An 18196-nucleotide genomic window follows, 5' to 3' on the forward strand; every position below is an offset into this window, starting at 1 on the left:
AAACCTTTTAAAAACTTTAATGTCTTAGTACAGTAATTAAATAATTTTAAAAATGAAGAAAACAATATCAATTTTAGTTTTAGTATTTGCTTTTACTTTAACTACTCAGGCTCAAAAAAGAGAAGGAAAGAGAGATGGTGATAACATTGAGAACATGTTAAAAAAATGGACAAAAGATTTAAGCTTAACAGAAGAACAACAAAATAAAATTAAGCCTCTTTTAGTAGAACAAATTGAAGAAAGAAAAAACATGCAGAATCTTAGAAAAGAACAACAAGATTCTGGTGAAAGACCTACTAGAGAAGATCGCGAAAAAATGAGAGCAGATAGAGAAGCTAAAGCAGCTGCTTTTACAGATAAATTAGCAGAATTTTTAGATAAAGAGCAATTAGAAAAGTATACAGAAATTGCAGAAAAACAAAAAAACAACCAAAGAGGTGGCAGACAAAGAAGAGATAATTAATCTTAATTATTAATTTTTTAAAAAGCTTAATTTCTTAATTGAAATTAAGCTTTTTTTAATTACATCTATTGTTAAATGCCTGTTAAACAAAAAAAACAGATTAAACCTTTTTAAATTATAATTGTCAAAGTAGTATAAACAATAACATAAAAATATAAAACATGAAAAAAATAGTAAGCATTTTAGTTTTAGTAATGGCAGTTACTTTTACTACACAAGCACAGAGAAAAGGAGGACAAAAAGGTCCTAAATTTACACCTGAACAACAAGCTACATTAGCGGTTAAAAAAATGGCTTTAGCTTTAGATTTAACAGATAAACAGCAAAACCAAATTAAGCCTATTTTAACGGCTCAAATAGAGGAAAGAAAAGCTGAAATGGAAAAAAGAAAGGCTAATAAAGATGAGCCTAGACAAAAACCAACAGCAGATGAGTTGTTTGCAATGCAAAACAAAAGATTAGACAATCAAATTATGATGAAAAACAAGATGAAAAACATCTTAAATGAAGAGCAATTTGAAAAGTTTGAAAAAATGCAAAAGGGAAGAAAGATGATGGCGATGAAAGGTAAAAAAGGCGATAAAGATAACTTTAGAAGAGGTAATAGAACACAAAGAGGCAAATAATTAGTTTTGGTTGATTAATTAATTTGAAAAACCCAATTTCTTAATTGAAATTGGGTTTTAACTTTTTAAATAAAAAGGAATATTTAAGAATAGTTGTCTCTTAAAATTACACTCTTTTAGTTTTTTACAAAAATTAAAGCAGTTTCATAATCTGCTTTATCACCACTAGAAAACACCATTCTATCTTCTGTTAGCTCTATTAATTTTAATGAAAAAGATGTACTACTAACAATATCATCTGATATTTCTCCTCGTATCATGGTCAACCAAATTGTACCTTCTTCTTCATAAAAAGTATATTTTGCTTCAGCAATTTCAGAATCTCCATAATAACAATTTACACCTCCACTAATTACCTCTACTTCATTATCAATTTTAAAAATATAACTGTCATCAACTAAACAATCATTTTGTTCACTAATCCAATTATCATAATTTACATAGTATCCTTCTAATTGCCATTCTTTAAAGCTACCGTTGTGTAATAAACTTAAATCATCAACAGAATATATTTCGCTTAAATCATCATCATCACTACTACATCCTGTAAAAACTAATAGTAGAAAAATAAGCGCTAAGGGTAATTTTAATTTATTCATAAAATTTTTTTTTGATTTTACTTTCTAAATCAATTACAATGCCAACTTTCTAGGTTTTAAACAATTATTATTCTTCTGTATACCAGCTAGAATATTTTACGTAGTTATTAGCTATTCTATCTATTTCTCCAGAAATTAATTCTGCTGAAACATCTTTAACTTTTTTAGCAGGAACTCCTGCATAAATACTTCCGCTTTTAACATGCGTGTTTTTAGTTACAACAGCACCTGCAGCAATAATTGAATTAGATTCTATAATACAATCATCCATAATAATACTTCCCATACCAACCAAAACATTATCATGAATTGTACAACCATGCACCAATGCATTATGACCAATAGAAACATTATTACCAATATTTGTTGGCGATTTTTGATACGTAGCATGTATTACTGCTCCGTCTTGTATATTTACTTTATTACCTATTTTTATATAATGTACATCACCACGTATTACAGCATTAAACCAAATACTACATTCTTTACCTAAAGAAACGTCACCAATAACAGTTGCATTTTCTGCCATATAACAATCTTCTGGTATTTGTGGATGTTTCCCTTTTATCGATTTAATTATTTTCATATTATTTTATTATTAAACGCTGATTGATAGAAATTGTATTGTTAGTTAATTGGTTTACTTCTTTAATTCTTTTTACAGTAGTCTCTAACTTTTTTGCTATAGAATACAAAGTATCTCCTTTTTTAACTATGTAATAATTATTGGTGTATGTTGGTTCTTTATCTTTATTTTTTTTAGAAGTTGGTTTATCAAACTCATAAAGTTTGTACATTTCTATAATTCTAATTAATTTATTAGGGTATTGTTTATCTGTAGCATAACCAGCTTTTTTTAAACCTTTTGCCCATCTTTTATAATCTTGTGTACTATAATTAAACAAGAAAGCATATCTTTTTCTTTTTGATAAAAATTCTGAATGATCTTTGTAAGAAGTAGCTACATATTGATACTTTCTAAAACATTCTCCTTTTTCATCATCATCATGATAAACACGTTCTCCTAACCAACCTGTATGGCATTTAATACCAAAATGATTATTAGATTTAGATGCCAACTCTCCCATACCATTACCAGATTCTAAAATACCTTGTGCTAAAGTTATACTTGCTGGTATTTTATAATCATACATTTCTTTTACTGCTATAGGAGCATATTTTTTAATATAAGCAATTGTTTTACTATTTAAATTAGGATTACTTTTTGTTAAATCTCTTGTAATTTCATTTTCATTTACAGAAGGTAAATTTGTTGGTTTTGGTTCATTTAAAACAACACCAGAACTTCTTTTTTTAGAAGATACTTTTTTTCTAGATCCGCAACTTGCTAAAAACAACAAACAAACACAATACAATACAACTCTTAACTTCATAAACCTTTAATAATTTGTTGATTTTTCTTTTTCAATTTTTGATTAAAACCTGTTATTCCTTGAATACCGCCTGTGTGTATTGCTACAATTTTAGCTCCTTTTTTAAAAGTATTTTTTTTGATTAAATCTAAGATACCAAATACCATTTTACCAGTGTAAATAGGAGCTAATAAAACACCTGTATCTTCTTTAAAGTTATTTATAAAACCAATTAAATCTTCATTATATTTTGCGTAACCACCAAAATGATAATTAGTTTCTAAACACCAATTTTTATTTTTTTTTACAAATTGTTTAATTTCTTTTTGTAAAAAATCTCCTTTTAAAGCAGGAAAACCAATTACTTTTTGATTTTCTTTTGATGCATTTATCAAACCAGAAATTGTTCCTCCAGTTCCAACAGCACAACAAATATAATCGAAATTAAAATCTTCTTCATTTAAAATTTCTTCACAGCCTTTTACTGCAAAATCATTAGTTCCTCCTTCTGGCACTAAATAAAAATCATCAAACTTTTCTTTAAGTTGATTGATAAATATTTCTGATGTTTTATTTCTATATGTTTCTCTAGAAACAAACTCGAAAATCATTCCGTTTTTTTGTGCTTCTCTTAAAGTGGCATTATTTGCTAAAGTTTTACTTAAATCTACACCTAATTCATCGCCTCTAATAACACCTACAGATTTAAAACCATTTAAATTTGCTGCGACAGCAGTAGCTACAATATGATTAGAAAAAGCACCGCCAAAAGTTAGCAGTGTTTTTTTATGTTGCTTTTTAGCTTCTGTGATGTTGTACTTAAGTTTTCTAAACTTATTACCAGAAACAAAAGGATGAATTAAATCTTCTCTTTTTATATACAACTCAACTTCTTTTTCTTTAAGTATAGGAAGATGAATTTGTTGATTTTTTGATATGATTTTAGTACTAAAATCCATTCTTTTTTTAAGTTTAAAAACTTTTTTAATTAAAAAATAAGATTACAAATTTAACACTAGTTTATCTATCAATAAAAATTTATATGCACTTATAAAATAATAAAACTAACAATTAATTTTACTTCTATTTAATTTATTAAATTAAACTTTTACCTTAGCTAAACACAACTTTAATAATCTAACAGACAAATTATATAATGAAAAAATTCTTTTTATTATCCTTTACGCTTTTAATCTTTTCATCCTCAATTTTTGCTCAAACTTATATTAAAAATGTAACTATTGTAGATGTAGAAAAGCAAAAACTAGTTAAAAATCAAACTATAGAAATTACAGGTAATTTAATTTCTAACATCAAAAAAAACAGTAAAATTTCAATTAAAGAAAACTCAACTATTATTGATGGAACTGATAAATTTATTGCGCCTGGTTTGGTAGATGCACATATTCATTTTTTTCAAAATGGAGGATTGTACACAAGACCCGATGCTATAGATTTAAGAAAATATGTTAGCTACCAAGGAGAAATTGCTTTGGCAAAAGCTGATATGGAAAACAAATTAAAAAGGTATTTAAAAAACGGAATAACAACTTTAATTGATGTTGGTGCAACTTATAATTTTCTTGAGCAACGCAACACTTTTACTGATAAAGATTTTGCTCCAGAAATTTTTATTACAGGTCCGCTTTTAACAACTTACGAACCTGAAGTTTATAAAAACTTAAAAGATGATGAACCTTTTATTTTAACTGAAAATATTAATGATGGTATTAATGGAGTAAAAGAACAATTAAAATACAAACCAGACTTTATTAAAATTTGGTATATAGCTGGTAGAGATGGTTTAAGTATTGAAGAAAGTGCTCGTAAAAATTTACCTATTGTAAAAGCTGTTATAAATGAAGCTCATAAAAACAATTTAAAAGTTGCAGTACATGCTACACAAGAAATTACTGCAAAATTAGCTGTACAAAATGGTGCTGATTTTTTAGTACACAGTGTAAAGGATAAAATTTTATCGAAAGAATTTATACAATTATTAAAGAAAAACAACACCGTTCTTTCTCCTACTTTACAAGTAAGCGGAGGTTATGGCAAAACATTTGGACAAAGATTGCAATTTAGTAACCAAGAGTTATTAACAGCAGATCCTTATCAACTAGGTTCTTTATTAGATTTAAAACACATTTCTGATACTTTGTTGGTTAACTCTTACAAAACACGTTTAAACAAACCTAATAGAATTGCCAACTTAAAAAAAGCAGATTCTATTTGTATGGTAAATCTTAAAACACTTTCTAATGCAGGTGTATTAATTGCAACAGGTACAGATGCTGGTAATATTGGTACTTTACATGTTTCTTCTTACATAAAAGAATTAGAGTTAATGCAAAAAAGCGGTATGAGTAATTGGCAAATTATAGAAGCTTCTACTATAAACGGTGCTAAAATTTTTGATAAAGAAAAAGAGTTGGGAAGTGTTGCTATTGGTAAAAAAGCAAACCTAATTCTTTTAAATAAAAATCCTATAGAAAATATAAACAACCTAACAGATATACATACTGTTATTAATAAAGGTATTGCTTTTAACCCTAATGATATATTAAAAGATACACCCAGAGATTTAGCTCAGCGTCAATTAAACGCTTATAATCTTAGAAATATAGAAGCTTTTTTAGAACCTTATGCAGATGATGTAGAAGTTTATACTTTTCCGAATACTTTAAATTACAAAGGAAAAGAAAAAATGAGAAAAATATATGGAAACATGTTTAAAAACATAACCAACCTACATTGCGAATTGAAAAATAGAATTGTACACGGAAATATTGTTATAGACAAAGAACGTGTTCAATTTAAAAATGTAATTAGAGAAGCTACAGCAATTTACCATATTGAAAACAATAAAATTCAAAAAGTTTACTTTGTAAGAAATTAATTCTATCAATAAAAAAAGCTCCTTTATATTATAAATAATAAAGGAGTTTTTTTTTATTGTGATTTTAAAATTATGAAAAATTAGAAACCTCTGCTTCTACTTTTTCCCAATCTTCCATTAAAGTATCTAATTTTGCTTTTTTAGCTTTATATTTTTCAAAAAAGTTAGGTCTTGCAGAAACTTCATCATAATTTTCTGCCAATTCTAAATCACTTTTTTCAATTTCAGATTCTAATTTTGAAATTTCTGTTTCTATATTAGACAACTTATTTTTTAGCTTTTTTAATTGTTTTTCTTGCTCTTTAGATAATTGATAAGCTTCTTTTTTATCTGATGTTTTTTCTTCTTTTACAACCGTTCTTTTTTCTGCATCACGCAAACTCTCCATTTTATGTTGTTCTAAGAAATAATCAATATCACCTAAATATTCTTTTATTTCTTTGTCTTTAAAACCATAAACAGTTGTTGTTAACCCTTGTAAAAAATCTCTATCGTGAGAAACCACAATCAACGTTCCGTTAAAATTATTTAATGCTTCTTTTAAAACAGTTTTAGAAGCAATATCTAAGTGATTGGTTGGCTCATCCATTATTAAAACATTAAATGGTTGTAATAATAATTTACAAAGTGCTAACCTATTTCTTTCTCCTCCAGAAAGTACTTTTGCCTTTTTATCCACAGCATCGCCACCAAATAAGAAAGACCCCAACATATCTCTAACACGCATTCTGTTAGTGTCTGTTGCAGCATCTTCCATGATTTCTAAAACCGTTTTTTCTGGCGGTAATTCTTCTGATTGATTTTGTGCAAAATATCCTAGTTGTACATTATGGCCTAATTTTAAGCTTCCTTCAAACGGAATTTCACCAACCATCATTTTTGCCAACGTAGATTTTCCTTGTCCGTTTTGCCCAACAAAAGCAATTTTACTATTTCTTTCAATCAATAAATCTATACCTTCTAAAACATGTTTATCACCATAGCTTTTGCACAAGTTTTCTGCTTCAACAATAATTTTACCTGGTTCTTTAGAAATAGCAAAACGCACATTCATGGCAGCATTATCATCTTGATCTACTTCAATTCTTTCAACTTTATCTAGTTGTTTCATTAAAGATTGTGCCATAGATGCTTTACTAGCTTTAGCCTTAAATTTATCTATTAATTGCTGTTTTTGTTTTATTTCTTTTTCTTGATTTTTCTGAGCCTGTAACTGTTTTTCTTTAATTTCTCCTCTTAAAAGTAAAAATTGAGAATATGGTTTTTTATAATCATAAATCTGACCTAAAGAAATTTCGATAGTTCTATTTGTTACATTATCTAAAAACATTTTATCATGCGATACCAATACAATTGCACCTGCATAACCTTTTAAAAAGTTTTCTAACCAAATAATCGATTCTATATCTAAGTGGTTTGTTGGCTCATCTAATAAAAGAATATCATTATTTTGTAGTAATAATTTAGCCAACTCAATACGCATTCTCCATCCACCAGAAAAAGTATCTGTTAGTTTATCAAAATCTTCTCTTTGAAAACCTAAACCTTGTAATATTTTTTCTGTATCACCTTGGTAATTATAACCTCCAAGAAGCTCGTAACGTTCTGTATTGTCTGTTAAATCATGAATTAATTGTGTGTATGCTTCACTTTCATAATCTGTTCTTGTGGCAAGTTGCTCATTAATTTCATCGAGTTTTAATTCAATTTCTTTAATTTCTTCAAATGCTTGGTATGCTTCTTCTAAAATGGTTCTTCCTTCAACAAAATCTATATCTTGTCTTAAAAACCCCATTTTAACATCTTTATCAAAAGCCATTGTACCTCCACTACTTTCTATATCTTTAGAAAGCACTTTTAAAAGTGTAGATTTTCCTGCTCCGTTTTTACCAATAAGACCAATTCTATCTCCTTTGTTTAATTTAAAAGTAATTCCTGAAAATAAATCAGTTCCCATAAAAGAAACTGTTAAGTTATGTACGTTTAACATGTAATGTAATAATTGTTACTTAAAAAAAAGTTTAAAACTCTATCTTTGCAAAAGTATATAAATTTATAGGTTATTATGTTTAAAAAAGGGACCAAGTTATATAGTATTTTTAACAATAAATGCCCAAAATGTCACGAAGGTGAATTCTTTGAGCATAAATTAACCTACAACCCAGGTAAAGTTACCAAACTACACGAAAATTGCCCTAAGTGTAATTTAAAATACATGATGGAACCTTCTTTTTTCTATGGTGCTATGTATGTAAATTATGGTATTACTGTAGCCGTTTCTGTTGCTACTTTTGTAATTGCTGCTATATTTTTTAGCTTAACACTTTTACAGAGCTTTGCTGCAATTGTAATTGTATTACTTATTTTGGCACCAATTAATATGCGTTTAGCTAGAATTATTTGGATAAATATGTTTGTTTCTTATAAAACAGAAGTTACTAGTAACAAAAAATAAACTTAACTAGAAAGAACATAGGTAAATAAATTTCAACAAACCTTTATTTAGGGTATTAACCCCCATTCTTTTAACGTTTTTTTTGCGATTTTTGTGTTTAGTCAAAAATCCCTCTATGAAACAAATAAAAAAATTTTTTTTATTATTTTTTTTATCCTCTTATATATTCTCTATTAACAAAAGTAACCTCATAATAGAAACTAACTACACAAAAAACTCAGAAGAAACCAGAAAATTACAGCTTAAACAACTAGATAGTTTAATTAATAAAACAAAAGATATAGAATATTTTTCTAATCTTACAGAAAGATATTTAGCAATTGTTTTAGAATTAAAAAAATATAACACAGCTGCTTCTAAAGTGCTAACCTGGTGTTCTTTTATTGAAATAGAGTTTAATGAGCCAGACCTGGCATTACTTTTATTAAATAAAATAGAAAAACATAAAAATAAGATTACAGAAGCTTATCTATTAGCTAATCTTTTTCAAAAAAAAGCAAGAGCATATTACAATAAAGACGATTATGTAAAAGCTTTAAAAAATTGTAATACTTCTATAAATACTTATAGTAACAAAAAAAAAGATTCACTTTTTAAAGCTGATGCAATATTTTTAAAAGGTCAAATTTTTGTTAAAACAAATAATTTTATAGAAGCTATTAAAAATTATGAATTAGCGGCTAGATTCTACGAAAAATTAAACGACATTGAATATACTTTTTTTATTAAAACAGCTATTATTTCTATCTATAGTAAAATTGGGCTAAATAGAATTGCAATTGATAAACTAATAAAAATTATTAATGAAAAAGAATCTACTAATTACAATACAGGTTTAACCTCTAATTATTACAATTTAGCAATTAATTATAAAGAAGTAGGTAATATTAAAAAGTATAAATATTATTTATTTAAAGCTTTAAAAAATAAAAGAGAAAGTAAAGATAATGATGGTTTTATTCCTTATTATCAAACAGCAATTGCTAAATACTATATTGAAAACGAAACTTTAGACAAAGCAAAAAAATATCTAAACAAAGCTTCTTTTGAAATTAATAAGAAGAAAAATCATTTGAGTATAGATTTTTTTAACAAAATAAAAAGTTTTTTTCTGTTTAAAAACAATCAACATTCTGAAGCTCTTAGTCTAGCAAAAAAAACATTATTAGAGATTAAAAATCATGGAGATTTAGAATCAAAAAAGGAGTTAAATAAATTAATTTATAGCATATACATTAAAAATAATGATTTTAAAAATGCTTTACATTACTATCAATCATATTCTAAAATTAGAGACTCTATAACCAATTTAAATAAAATAAGTTTAATAAATTATTATCAAACTTTAGCAAAAAAAGAAAAAGAAGAACAACAAAAAAATGAAAGAATAAGGCTTTTAGAAAAAACAAATAAGTCAAAAAAACAGTTTATCATTTTTATTATTATTTTTTTTATCCTTTTATTTATCATCATATACCTGTATTGGAATCGACTTATTTTTATAAAAAAGAGAAAAATGCAAATTGATTTTTCTCAAAAATTATTACTTGCACAAGAAGAACAAAGAAAAAGAATATCAAAAGATTTACATGATGGTGTTGGCCATAGTCTATTATTAATAAAAAATAAAATTGCTCCTTTTAATGATGATTCTGCAGAAGAGTTAATTAATGATGCTTTAGAAGAAATGCGAAATATAGCAAGAGCATTATATCCTTTTCAATTAAAAGGTATTGGTATAACTAGTGCTTTAGAAAACCTTATGTGTAAACTTGATGCTAACAGTCAGATATTTATTTTTGGTAATTTAGATAATATAGACAATACTCTAAACATAGACCAAGAAGTAAATATTTTTAGAATTGTACAAGAATGCCTTTCTAATGTTATTAAACACTCTAAAGCAGATTCTGCAAAGGTAAGCTTACACATAATAAAAAAGAATATTAAAATTATCATCCAAGACAACGGAATTGGTTTTAATTATGTTGAAAAAAGCAATGATAAAAAAAGTCTTGGTTTAAAAACAATTATAGAACGTGTAAAATTTTTAAAAGGACAATTAAAAATAATCTCTGATAAAAATTCCGGAACAACAATTAACATCTTATTTCCTATAAAATGACCCCCACAATATTTATAGCCGATGACCACCCTATTTTAATAAAAGGGTTAAAAGATATCTTAGTAGAAAAAAAAATGAATGTAATTGGCACCGCAAATGATGGACAATCTGCATTAAATTTTATTATTAAAGAAAAACCTAATATAGCAATTTTAGACGTTGAAATGCCTAATTTAACAGGAATTGAAATTGCAGATGAATGCAAAAAAAATAATATTTCAACCAAAATCATTCTTATTACTCTTCATAAAGAAATAGATTTATATCTAAAATCTAAAAAATTAAATATTTATGGTTACCTTTTAAAAGAATTTGCCTTACAAGAAATTGAAATTTGTATAGACTCTGTAAAAAATGGATCTCCATACTTTAGCAAACAAGTAAAAAATCACATTGGTTTTACAGAAGAAAATGATAATATTTTAAAAGAGTTAACTTTAACAGAAAGACGCATACTTAAGCTCATAGCTAAGCATAAAACAAAGAAATAGGTCATATACTATTTACTTCTCCTAGAACAATAGAAAAACACCGTAGTAGAGTTATTACTAAACTTAATTTAGATCAAAGAACAGGATCTTTAACTACTTGGGTACAAAAAAACAAACATCTTTTTTATTAATTGTTTCTTTTTGGGTATTGATACCCAGTACTTTTTTAAATAAAAATTGTTTCTTTGAAGTACTTAAAAAAGCAATATTTTAAGTAGACTCACTTATTAAAGTGACTTGCATTTCCCCCAAAAAAGCAGTCTTTTTCTTACGAAATCGACTGTTTTTTATTTTTAAACCTATTTATATCTATTTCTCTATCTAAAGCCTCTTCTTTTTCTAAGTGATTAAAAAGGTTTTTAGCAACCGTTGGCCCAATCATAACTCCTCTTGTACCTAAACCGTTTAAAACAACTAATTGAGTATTATTTGGATGCACACCTACTAAAGGTCTTCTATCTATAACAGTAGGTCTTATACCTGCCGTTTGATTTACAATTGTATAAGGAACATCAATAACTTTCTTTAATTTTTCTATCAATTCTTCTTTTCCTTCTTCAGAAGGATTTGGTGTTTTATCTTTCCAATTAAAGGTTGCACCAATTTTGTATAAATTATCACCTAAAGGAAGTATAAAAAGTGTTGATTTTAATAAAAAATCGATATTTAATTTAGGTGCATGAATAGTAAGTAACTCTCCTTTTGCTTCGTTTAATGGTAGATAATTGAAATATGGATTTTGTTTGATTCCATAACCCTCACAAAAAACAATTTTAGAAGCTGTAATATCTTTATAGCTTACAGATTTTTCCTTTAAAACTATTTCTTTGTATTCAAATTTTTCAAAATGAATTAAATTTTCTGATTCTAAATATAATCTGTATGCTTTTATTAATTTATTGGTGTTAATTCTACCAGTACCTTTTACGTTACCAAAATTAAAATCAGCTAAAACACCACTGTAAGAATTAGTATCTAATTTTTGATCTAAATAAGGCATCAACCTTGGTTTATCTAATGCTGCAAACCAATTATTTTGATCTTCTATAGATTTAAAAGCTTTTTTGATAACAAATTTTTCATCTACAGTTATATTAAGTTTTTTTTCTATTTTTTCATAAAAAGGTAACGCAATTTCCAATTGTTTTTCAGCATTCCAAACAGGTGTAAATCTCTTTAATATAACAGGATTATAAACTCCACCAGCCACTAAAGAAGACGTTTGAGAATCATCTTCAAAAACAATAAAAGTTTTATTTGCATTAAATAATTCTTCTGCAAAAGCCAAACCAGCTAAACCTAAACCTACTATAATATAATCTACATTCACAAAGTAAAAATACGTATTAAAAAAGAAAAAGCGTTCTAAAATTTAGAACGCTTTATAATAATATTTTATTAGAAAAGAATCATCTAGTAATTCCACATATCAATTTCTCTATTTCTAATACCTTCTTTAATTTTATCTGCTTCTAATAATTGAAAAAGAGAATTACCTCTCACATAATCTGTAATAGCTCTATTACCATAAATATTTTCTTCTCTTACAATTGTACTGCTAAACCTTCTAGCATTTAACAAATGATCAAAAGAAATTGGTTGAGATGCATTCTGTGGATTAAAAACTTTAGCATCGTGTAAAACGCCTCTTGCCTCTGGAAAGAAAATCCAAAATAATTCATATAAATTATCATCTTCTATATCCTGTACACCAATAGTTTGCACATCTTTACCCATTGGCGCTAAAGCTAAAAGTCTATATTTTAATTCACCTTGTCGTTTATCAAAATACCACATTCCTTTAATCATATAACCAGCAACATCTTGTGTTTGAAGTCTAATTGTATCTCTATATCCACCTTCTTCTCTAACACTTATTAACCTAGAGTCTATTTCATCTTTAGTTATTTTAGAAGTAAAATAAGAATCTGTATAAGCTTCTTTTATTTTTCCTTGTTTAATTCCTCTCATTAAAGTATCAAACAATGATCTTCTATCAGAAGAAATATTTGTAGTATCTATAGGGAAATAATATGGTAAATTTATTTTTTGATTTAAATCTACAAATTCCCAAACTACTTTAGACCACAAAACATCTCTATCATCTACATAACCATAAGGGATAGGCCCTTCTTTATCTGCAGCTGCTTGTTCTTCATTTTTCATTCCTATTTCACTAACACTTTTAGCATTCAAAATGCCTTGTTGGGCATTTACTGAACCACCAATAATTAAAGCGAAAAATAATATTAAACAATTTTTAAACATATTCTATTTTTTAACTTCTAGTTTGTTAATTCTATATTAACAGGTAATACTTTTTTTAAGTTATACCCATTAGCTGTTGCTTTAATATCAAAGATATTAATTATATCTCCTCTTTTAGCTTTTGCTAGTTTTTGCTTTGCTGCTGCACTTAATTTAGACCCGTTAACAATAATAGCTAATTGACCCGGAACTTTAATTTTAAATCCAGTAACATTAATCTTTAAATCGAATTCAAAATCTGGTAATCCTGCTGCAATTGGTGCATTTGATAAACCTGATTTTGGCATTCTAACAGTACCATATTGTTCTCTTACAGAACCCATTGCTGCAGGTATATCTTTAATTCTAAAAGTTGCTTTAGAATTAACAGTTTTTCCACTACTTAAGGTTGCACTAACATTAATAACTGCTGTATTACCACTACTTGGTTTTAATATATATTTACCTTTACTACCTGTTAAAGTACCACCTGTTGCAGAAACTCTTAAATTATTATCACTAACACCTGGTAACGAAACCGAAATAGGGTTGTTTAAACCTCTATATACTACATTCATTTTATCTGCAGAAACAACCGCTGTGCTTGGTTCTGGAATAACAGAGTATGAATTTTCGAAAGGCACTTCTACTACTTCTCCATTTTGTGTAAAAGATATAGTTCCTTTAATATCATGGTTACCAACATTACCAGCTGGCATATCTATAATTACTTGACCAGACTGAATGTTATCATAATCTTTACCATTTAATGTTACATTATCTGGCACCATTGTAGCATCATAACGTCCTAAAACAATTTTACCCGTAACTTTTTCTCCAGCAAAATATGCATTCTTTTCTAAAGCAACAATACCTTTGTAGTTATTTAAAGATAAAGCTTCTTCCATTTTACCACCTAATAAATCTGACACAATATCACTTTCTGTGTTTTTGATGTCTGCCTGTATTTGTGTTAAATTAGTTAACGATGCAACTAAAGGAAAACCTTTATATCTATAATCTAACCATTTTATGGTTTGCCCATCATTGTTGGTTACGTCTTTTGTAGAAAATCTTTTAGTTAAAATTGGTTGGAATTTGCTATTTTCTCCTAAAACGTTAATTACATTAGTTCTATAAGAATTTATTTTATCTAAAAACTCTTTACCTTCTTCTGTATATTTATCACCTTTAAAAAAATATTCATCTAAAAAAGTTGTTTTATCCATCGTTTCATAATCACTTTTATCTTCGATATCAGCGGTCATTTTAGATTTTAACTCTTCTAAGTAAGAATAAAAATCTGCAGAATATTGCTTAATTTTTATTGCATCAGCATTTAATTCTCCAAATTTTTCTGTCTGCTCACTTGCTTTGGTTGCTAAGTTTGCATAAGCTGCATTATTTTTAGTTGTTGTTGACGCATTATTTTCGGTCAACTTTTCATTCATAAAACCAAAAGCAGATAAAACTTCTTTACTCATGTTTAATGCTAACATTGCAATAAACACTAAGTACATTAAGTTTATCATTTTCTGTCTTGCGGACATTTTTCCTCCTGCCATTCTAATTAGTTTTTAAGTTATAATATTATCGATTAACTAATTATTATTATTTAGACATTGCAGAAAGCATTCCTCCATAAACGCTGTTTAGAGAAGATAAATTCTTTTCTAAAGCAGCCATTTGCTTTTGTAATTTTTCTGTATTTTCTACAACTGCTGTATTTAATGCTGTATGTTTTCCTGTATTTTCTACTTGTATTTTATACAAGTTATTTAAAGATTCTAACTGAGCAGCAGCTAAAGTAACTTGCTCATTATATTTGTTTGTAGATGCTACAGATGTAGAAGTAGAAGATAATCCTTCTGCTGCATTCTGAAAATTTTTCATGCTACTTCCTAATTTCTTCATTAAATCTGCATCTATTTTAGCATCATTTAATAAATCATCTATTTTTTGAGAAAGCAAGCCTTGCGCACCTAACTTTTCTTCTGGTTTAGAAGATGCTAAACTTTCTCCGCCTTCTAGCTCTGGATATACTTTTGTCCAATCAAAGTCTTCTTCTGGTGTATCAAAAGCTGAAACAGCAAAAACAAAAGCTTCTACTAAAAGACCAACTGTTAACATCATACCTCCTGATATTCCAAGGAATTCAATATGTTGAATTTTAAATAATGCTCCGATAATAACAACTGCAGCTCCCATTCCGTAAACGAAATTCATTATTTTTTTGTATGATCTTGATTGTGCCATAATTTTTTTATTTATTTTTTTATTAATTTGTTGTGCCTATATAATTTTGTACTGTTCTAAACCCGATATAGCTTCTAGCTGTATCTGCATATTCATAATCTCTAGAACTTACTTCTAAGAAATATGCTACATCTTTCCAAGAACCTCCTCTTATTATTTTTCTTTTATTACTTCTATCTTCTACATTAGGATTCATTGTTGAAGCCATATAATAAGAAGACAAATTATATGCTGTACTTGTCCACTCAGAAACATTACCAGCCATATTGTAAAGTCCGTAATCGTTAGCATTATATGACCTTGCTTCAACTGTATACAAAGCTCCATCTGCAGCATAATTACCTCTTACTGGTTTAAAGTTTGCTAAAAAACAACCTCTATCTGTTGTTGTACTTCCTGTTCCCCATGGATAAGTTGCAAATTCTAAACCACCTCTAGCAGCGTACTCCCACTCTGCTTCTGTAGGTAATCTAAAGTTTGGTACAGAAGTTGAATTCTTTTTATTTTTAAGGAAATCATTTTTCTTTTTTGTTCTCCAATTACAAAAAGCATTTGCTTGATCCCAATTTACACCAACAACAGGATAATCTCCATAAGATTGATGATGAAAATAATCTTGATGCATAGGATCATTATAAGAATAATTAAAATCTTTTACCCATACAGTTGTATCAGGATAAATATTTAATACTTCTGTTTTTATAAAATCTTTTCTACTACCTCCTTTTCTTGCTGCATTATCTCTATCAAACCAAGAATATCTATAATTTAAATATTTTGTATCAAAAATTCTAACTCCATCAACAGCTTCTCCTCTCTTAATAAATAAGCTATCCATTACTTCTACATAATCTGCATCTGGGTAGTTTTCTGTTTCCCAAATAATGTCTGGATCCCAATTTAATGGCTTTATAGAGTCAACACCAACACCTAAACTATAGTAGTTATCATACATATATTTTTGGTATGGAGTTGAGTTTGCAACAGTATCTTTAAATCTAAAATCTTGTATCCCTCCTTTAGGAGCGTTATTAGTAGATATTGTCATATAACTTGCAAACTCTGCTTGGTTTGCTAACTTTGTTCTTACAATAGAATCTCTTACCCAAAAAACAAACTCTTTGTATTCATTATTTGTTACTTCGGTTTCATCCATATAATATGGTCTAACTGTAACTGTTTTTGTTGGCGTACTTAAAGTACCTATAAGATCTTGATCCTGTTTACCCATTGTAAATGACCCTCCAGGAATTAAAGCCATACCAAAAGGTTTTTCAGAAAACCATTTCTTTTTAGATTTTACCCCTACTAATTCTCCTCTGTCATTAGAGCCACAACTAAAGAAAATAGTTATTAAAAGTGCAAACACTGCTGCTTTTTTCATATTATATTTTTGTATTTACTAAAAGTTCGTAAACCTATTATTTTTTTTGCTAAAATACAATCTTGAAACTGTTTTTTAACGTATTGTTTTTGATTATATTCTTAATTTATAGCATTTTTTTCATTGCCTTGTACCATCTTTCTGGAATATTTTGGTTTGTTGCATCTATATAATCTTTGTATGTACATGGTATTAACGCATGTCTTTTGTATTTATTATCCGAAAGAATTTTTATCTCCATCCACCATCTACCAGATTTATTACTTTTATAAAAAACTAAAGAATCATCATTTTCCATTAAAACTGTAAACTTTTGATAATTTTCTTTTCCGGAAAAAGGATAATCTTTTACTCTAAAATTAACTCCTTCTATAAAATACCAAATCATTTGAGAAATTAAACTTGCTGTTTGGTAATTTTTATCATACTTAGAATTATACTCATAAATACCAAAAGAAGAAACTTTATCACTAATACCTGCATACCTAGTAATTGCACAAATCTCCTCTCCATAAAAACCATTTGCAGATGCATTGTTATTTGCAGGAGCTTCACTCTGTCTAATAGCACCAATATCTATAGAAACAATATCTGCATTTCTAAAAGCAGGTTCTATACTTTCTAATTCTTTTGCATTTCCTAGTCTGTAAGCATCGAAAAACAAATTTTCCAGTAGTTGAATTTCTTCTTGAGAGTTAAAATAAGTTTGATACCCAACATTACTGTAGTTAAATAAATTATTAGGTTCTTGCATAATAATTTTACTTAAGTAAGATTGAGATGTTAATGCATCTTCTATATCTCCTATATCAAAACGACTATCTACAGCTGTAATGTTTACAGTTTGCTCTAATTTATCATAAGATCTATAATTTACATAAGTAATATCTTGACCGCCACCAATAATGATTGGTATGATATTATTTTTTAATAAATATGTAATAATTTCTGATACCGCAAAATATGTATCTGATACTGCATTTCCTTTTAATACATTTCCTAAATCTGCAATTTCTGTTTGCCAATTACCAGGGAATAATTCGTATAATTTTTTTCTGATAAAATGTAATCCTTCTCCACAACCAAAATTATTTGCAGAATTTCTATCTTCTTGAACACCAAGAATTGCTAATTGCACATTTTCTAAATCAGGAAAATTATCTTCATCAGAATAAATTCTTATTTTGTTACCTAAACAATGGTTTGGTTGTTGCTCTAAATGTTCTAAAACTGTTTCTTTTACAGGAGATAAAAAATATTGAATCATCAATTTTATTT

The 18196-nt window shown here is 27.4% G+C and carries 18 protein-coding genes; 7 read left to right on the forward strand and 11 right to left on the reverse strand.

What is annotated here, in order from left to right:
• Positions 1 to 52: 52 nt before the first annotated feature.
• Positions 53 to 463, forward strand: a complete 411-nt coding sequence (locus KI686_RS07455) for a DUF4890 domain-containing protein (protein ID WP_237588646.1) — start codon at positions 53 to 55, stop codon at positions 461 to 463.
• 161 nt (positions 464 to 624) lie between these two features.
• Positions 625 to 1089: a DUF4890 domain-containing protein gene (locus KI686_RS07460; protein ID WP_237588647.1), complete on the forward strand. Its 465-nt coding sequence runs from the start codon at positions 625 to 627 to the stop codon at positions 1087 to 1089.
• Positions 1090 to 1205: 116 nt separating this feature from the next.
• Here the strand turns inward: KI686_RS07460 and KI686_RS07465 are convergent, their stop codons facing one another.
• The 4 genes from KI686_RS07465 to KI686_RS07480 form a co-directional block, all read right to left on the reverse strand.
• The gene (locus KI686_RS07465; protein ID WP_237588648.1) at positions 1206 to 1688 is read right to left on the reverse strand and encodes a hypothetical protein; all 483 of its coding nucleotides are present in this window, start codon (positions 1686 to 1688) and stop codon (positions 1206 to 1208) included.
• A gap of 67 nt (positions 1689 to 1755) precedes the next feature.
• Positions 1756 to 2274, reverse strand: a complete 519-nt coding sequence (locus tag KI686_RS07470; protein ID WP_237588649.1) for a gamma carbonic anhydrase family protein — start codon at positions 2272 to 2274, stop codon at positions 1756 to 1758.
• Position 2275: 1 nt separating this feature from the next.
• Entirely contained in the window at positions 2276 to 3082 is an 807-nt protein-coding gene (locus KI686_RS07475) for a glucosaminidase domain-containing protein (protein WP_237588650.1), read from the reverse strand.
• Entirely contained in the window at positions 3079 to 4020 is a 942-nt protein-coding gene (locus KI686_RS07480) for a 1-aminocyclopropane-1-carboxylate deaminase/D-cysteine desulfhydrase (protein WP_237588651.1), read from the reverse strand. The genes KI686_RS07475 and KI686_RS07480 overlap by 4 nt, the downstream gene beginning before the upstream one ends.
• A gap of 197 nt (positions 4021 to 4217) precedes the next feature.
• Between KI686_RS07480 and KI686_RS07485 the strand changes: the two genes are divergently transcribed.
• On the forward strand, positions 4218 to 5960 hold the full coding sequence (locus tag KI686_RS07485; protein WP_237588652.1) for an amidohydrolase family protein: 1743 nt from the start codon (positions 4218 to 4220) through the stop codon (positions 5958 to 5960).
• A gap of 70 nt (positions 5961 to 6030) precedes the next feature.
• Here the strand turns inward: KI686_RS07485 and KI686_RS07490 are convergent, their stop codons facing one another.
• The gene (locus KI686_RS07490) at positions 6031 to 7950 is read right to left on the reverse strand and encodes an ABC-F family ATP-binding cassette domain-containing protein (protein WP_237588653.1); all 1920 of its coding nucleotides are present in this window, start codon (positions 7948 to 7950) and stop codon (positions 6031 to 6033) included.
• Positions 7951 to 8025: 75 nt separating this feature from the next.
• Here KI686_RS07490 and KI686_RS07495 point away from each other — a divergent pair, with 75 nt between their 5' ends.
• From KI686_RS07495 to KI686_RS07510, 4 genes are all read left to right on the forward strand, one after another.
• On the forward strand, positions 8026 to 8415 hold the full coding sequence (locus KI686_RS07495; RefSeq protein WP_237588654.1) for a DUF983 domain-containing protein: 390 nt from the start codon (positions 8026 to 8028) through the stop codon (positions 8413 to 8415).
• A 115-nt stretch (positions 8416 to 8530) separates the two neighbouring features.
• Entirely contained in the window at positions 8531 to 10540 is a 2010-nt protein-coding gene (locus KI686_RS07500; protein ID WP_237588655.1) for a tetratricopeptide repeat-containing sensor histidine kinase, read from the forward strand.
• On the forward strand, positions 10537 to 11031 hold the full coding sequence (locus KI686_RS07505) for a response regulator (RefSeq protein ID WP_237588656.1): 495 nt from the start codon (positions 10537 to 10539) through the stop codon (positions 11029 to 11031). The genes KI686_RS07500 and KI686_RS07505 overlap by 4 nt, the downstream gene beginning before the upstream one ends.
• A 29-nt stretch (positions 11032 to 11060) precedes the next feature.
• Complete coding sequence (locus tag KI686_RS07510; protein WP_237588679.1) at positions 11061 to 11162, forward strand: hypothetical protein; 102 nt, start codon at positions 11061 to 11063, stop codon at positions 11160 to 11162.
• Positions 11163 to 11299: 137 nt separating this feature from the next.
• Here KI686_RS07510 and KI686_RS07515 read toward each other — a convergent pair whose 3' ends face one another.
• From KI686_RS07515 to KI686_RS07540, 6 genes are all read right to left on the reverse strand, one after another.
• A complete protein-coding gene (locus tag KI686_RS07515; RefSeq protein WP_237588657.1) occupies positions 11300 to 12361 on the reverse strand; it encodes an NAD(P)/FAD-dependent oxidoreductase in 1062 nt (353 codons plus the stop codon).
• A gap of 83 nt (positions 12362 to 12444) precedes the next feature.
• A complete protein-coding gene (gene porN, locus KI686_RS07520) occupies positions 12445 to 13299 on the reverse strand; it encodes a type IX secretion system ring subunit PorN/GldN (protein ID WP_237588658.1) in 855 nt (284 codons plus the stop codon).
• A gap of 17 nt (positions 13300 to 13316) precedes the next feature.
• Entirely contained in the window at positions 13317 to 14843 is a 1527-nt protein-coding gene (gene porM / locus KI686_RS07525; RefSeq protein ID WP_237588659.1) for a type IX secretion system motor protein PorM/GldM, read from the reverse strand.
• Positions 14844 to 14889: 46 nt separating this feature from the next.
• A complete protein-coding gene (gene porL / locus KI686_RS07530) occupies positions 14890 to 15534 on the reverse strand; it encodes a type IX secretion system motor protein PorL/GldL (protein ID WP_237588660.1) in 645 nt (214 codons plus the stop codon).
• Positions 15535 to 15556: 22 nt separating this feature from the next.
• Positions 15557 to 16918 (reverse strand): T9SS ring complex lipoprotein PorK/GldK, encoded by a 1362-nt coding sequence (gene porK, locus KI686_RS07535; RefSeq protein ID WP_237588661.1) that lies wholly within the window; start codon positions 16916 to 16918, stop codon positions 15557 to 15559.
• Between the two features lie 106 nt (positions 16919 to 17024).
• Positions 17025 to 18185 (reverse strand): formimidoylglutamase, encoded by a 1161-nt coding sequence (locus tag KI686_RS07540; RefSeq protein WP_237588662.1) that lies wholly within the window; start codon positions 18183 to 18185, stop codon positions 17025 to 17027.
• Positions 18186 to 18196 lie beyond the last annotated feature (11 nt).

This window comes from Polaribacter sargassicola (assembly GCF_021991835.1).
Lineage (GTDB): Bacteria > Bacteroidota > Bacteroidia > Flavobacteriales > Flavobacteriaceae > Polaribacter > Polaribacter sargassicola.

Coding starts and splice junctions, on each gene's coding strand:
- KI686_RS07470 (WP_237588649.1), bottom strand. CDS start 2,274: ATGAAAATAATTAAATCGATAAAAGGGAAACATCCACAAATACCAGAA.
- KI686_RS07455 (WP_237588646.1), top strand. CDS start 53: ATGAAGAAAACAATATCAATTTTAGTTTTAGTATTTGCTTTTACTTTA.
- KI686_RS07460 (WP_237588647.1), top strand. CDS start 625: ATGAAAAAAATAGTAAGCATTTTAGTTTTAGTAATGGCAGTTACTTTT.
- KI686_RS07490 (WP_237588653.1), bottom strand. CDS start 7,950: ATGTTAAACGTACATAACTTAACAGTTTCTTTTATGGGAACTGATTTA.
- KI686_RS07475 (WP_237588650.1), bottom strand. CDS start 3,082: ATGAAGTTAAGAGTTGTATTGTATTGTGTTTGTTTGTTGTTTTTAGCA.
- KI686_RS07500 (WP_237588655.1), top strand. CDS start 8,531: ATGAAACAAATAAAAAAATTTTTTTTATTATTTTTTTTATCCTCTTAT.
- porN (WP_237588658.1), bottom strand. CDS start 13,299: ATGTTTAAAAATTGTTTAATATTATTTTTCGCTTTAATTATTGGTGGT.
- porM (WP_237588659.1), bottom strand. CDS start 14,843: ATGGCAGGAGGAAAAATGTCCGCAAGACAGAAAATGATAAACTTAATG.
- KI686_RS07540 (WP_237588662.1), bottom strand. CDS start 18,185: ATGATTCAATATTTTTTATCTCCTGTAAAAGAAACAGTTTTAGAACAT.
- KI686_RS07485 (WP_237588652.1), top strand. CDS start 4,218: ATGAAAAAATTCTTTTTATTATCCTTTACGCTTTTAATCTTTTCATCC.
- KI686_RS07505 (WP_237588656.1), top strand. CDS start 10,537: ATGACCCCCACAATATTTATAGCCGATGACCACCCTATTTTAATAAAA.
- KI686_RS07465 (WP_237588648.1), bottom strand. CDS start 1,688: ATGAATAAATTAAAATTACCCTTAGCGCTTATTTTTCTACTATTAGTT.
- KI686_RS07495 (WP_237588654.1), top strand. CDS start 8,026: ATGTTTAAAAAAGGGACCAAGTTATATAGTATTTTTAACAATAAATGC.
- KI686_RS07480 (WP_237588651.1), bottom strand. CDS start 4,020: ATGGATTTTAGTACTAAAATCATATCAAAAAATCAACAAATTCATCTT.
- porL (WP_237588660.1), bottom strand. CDS start 15,534: ATGGCACAATCAAGATCATACAAAAAAATAATGAATTTCGTTTACGGA.
- porK (WP_237588661.1), bottom strand. CDS start 16,918: ATGAAAAAAGCAGCAGTGTTTGCACTTTTAATAACTATTTTCTTTAGT.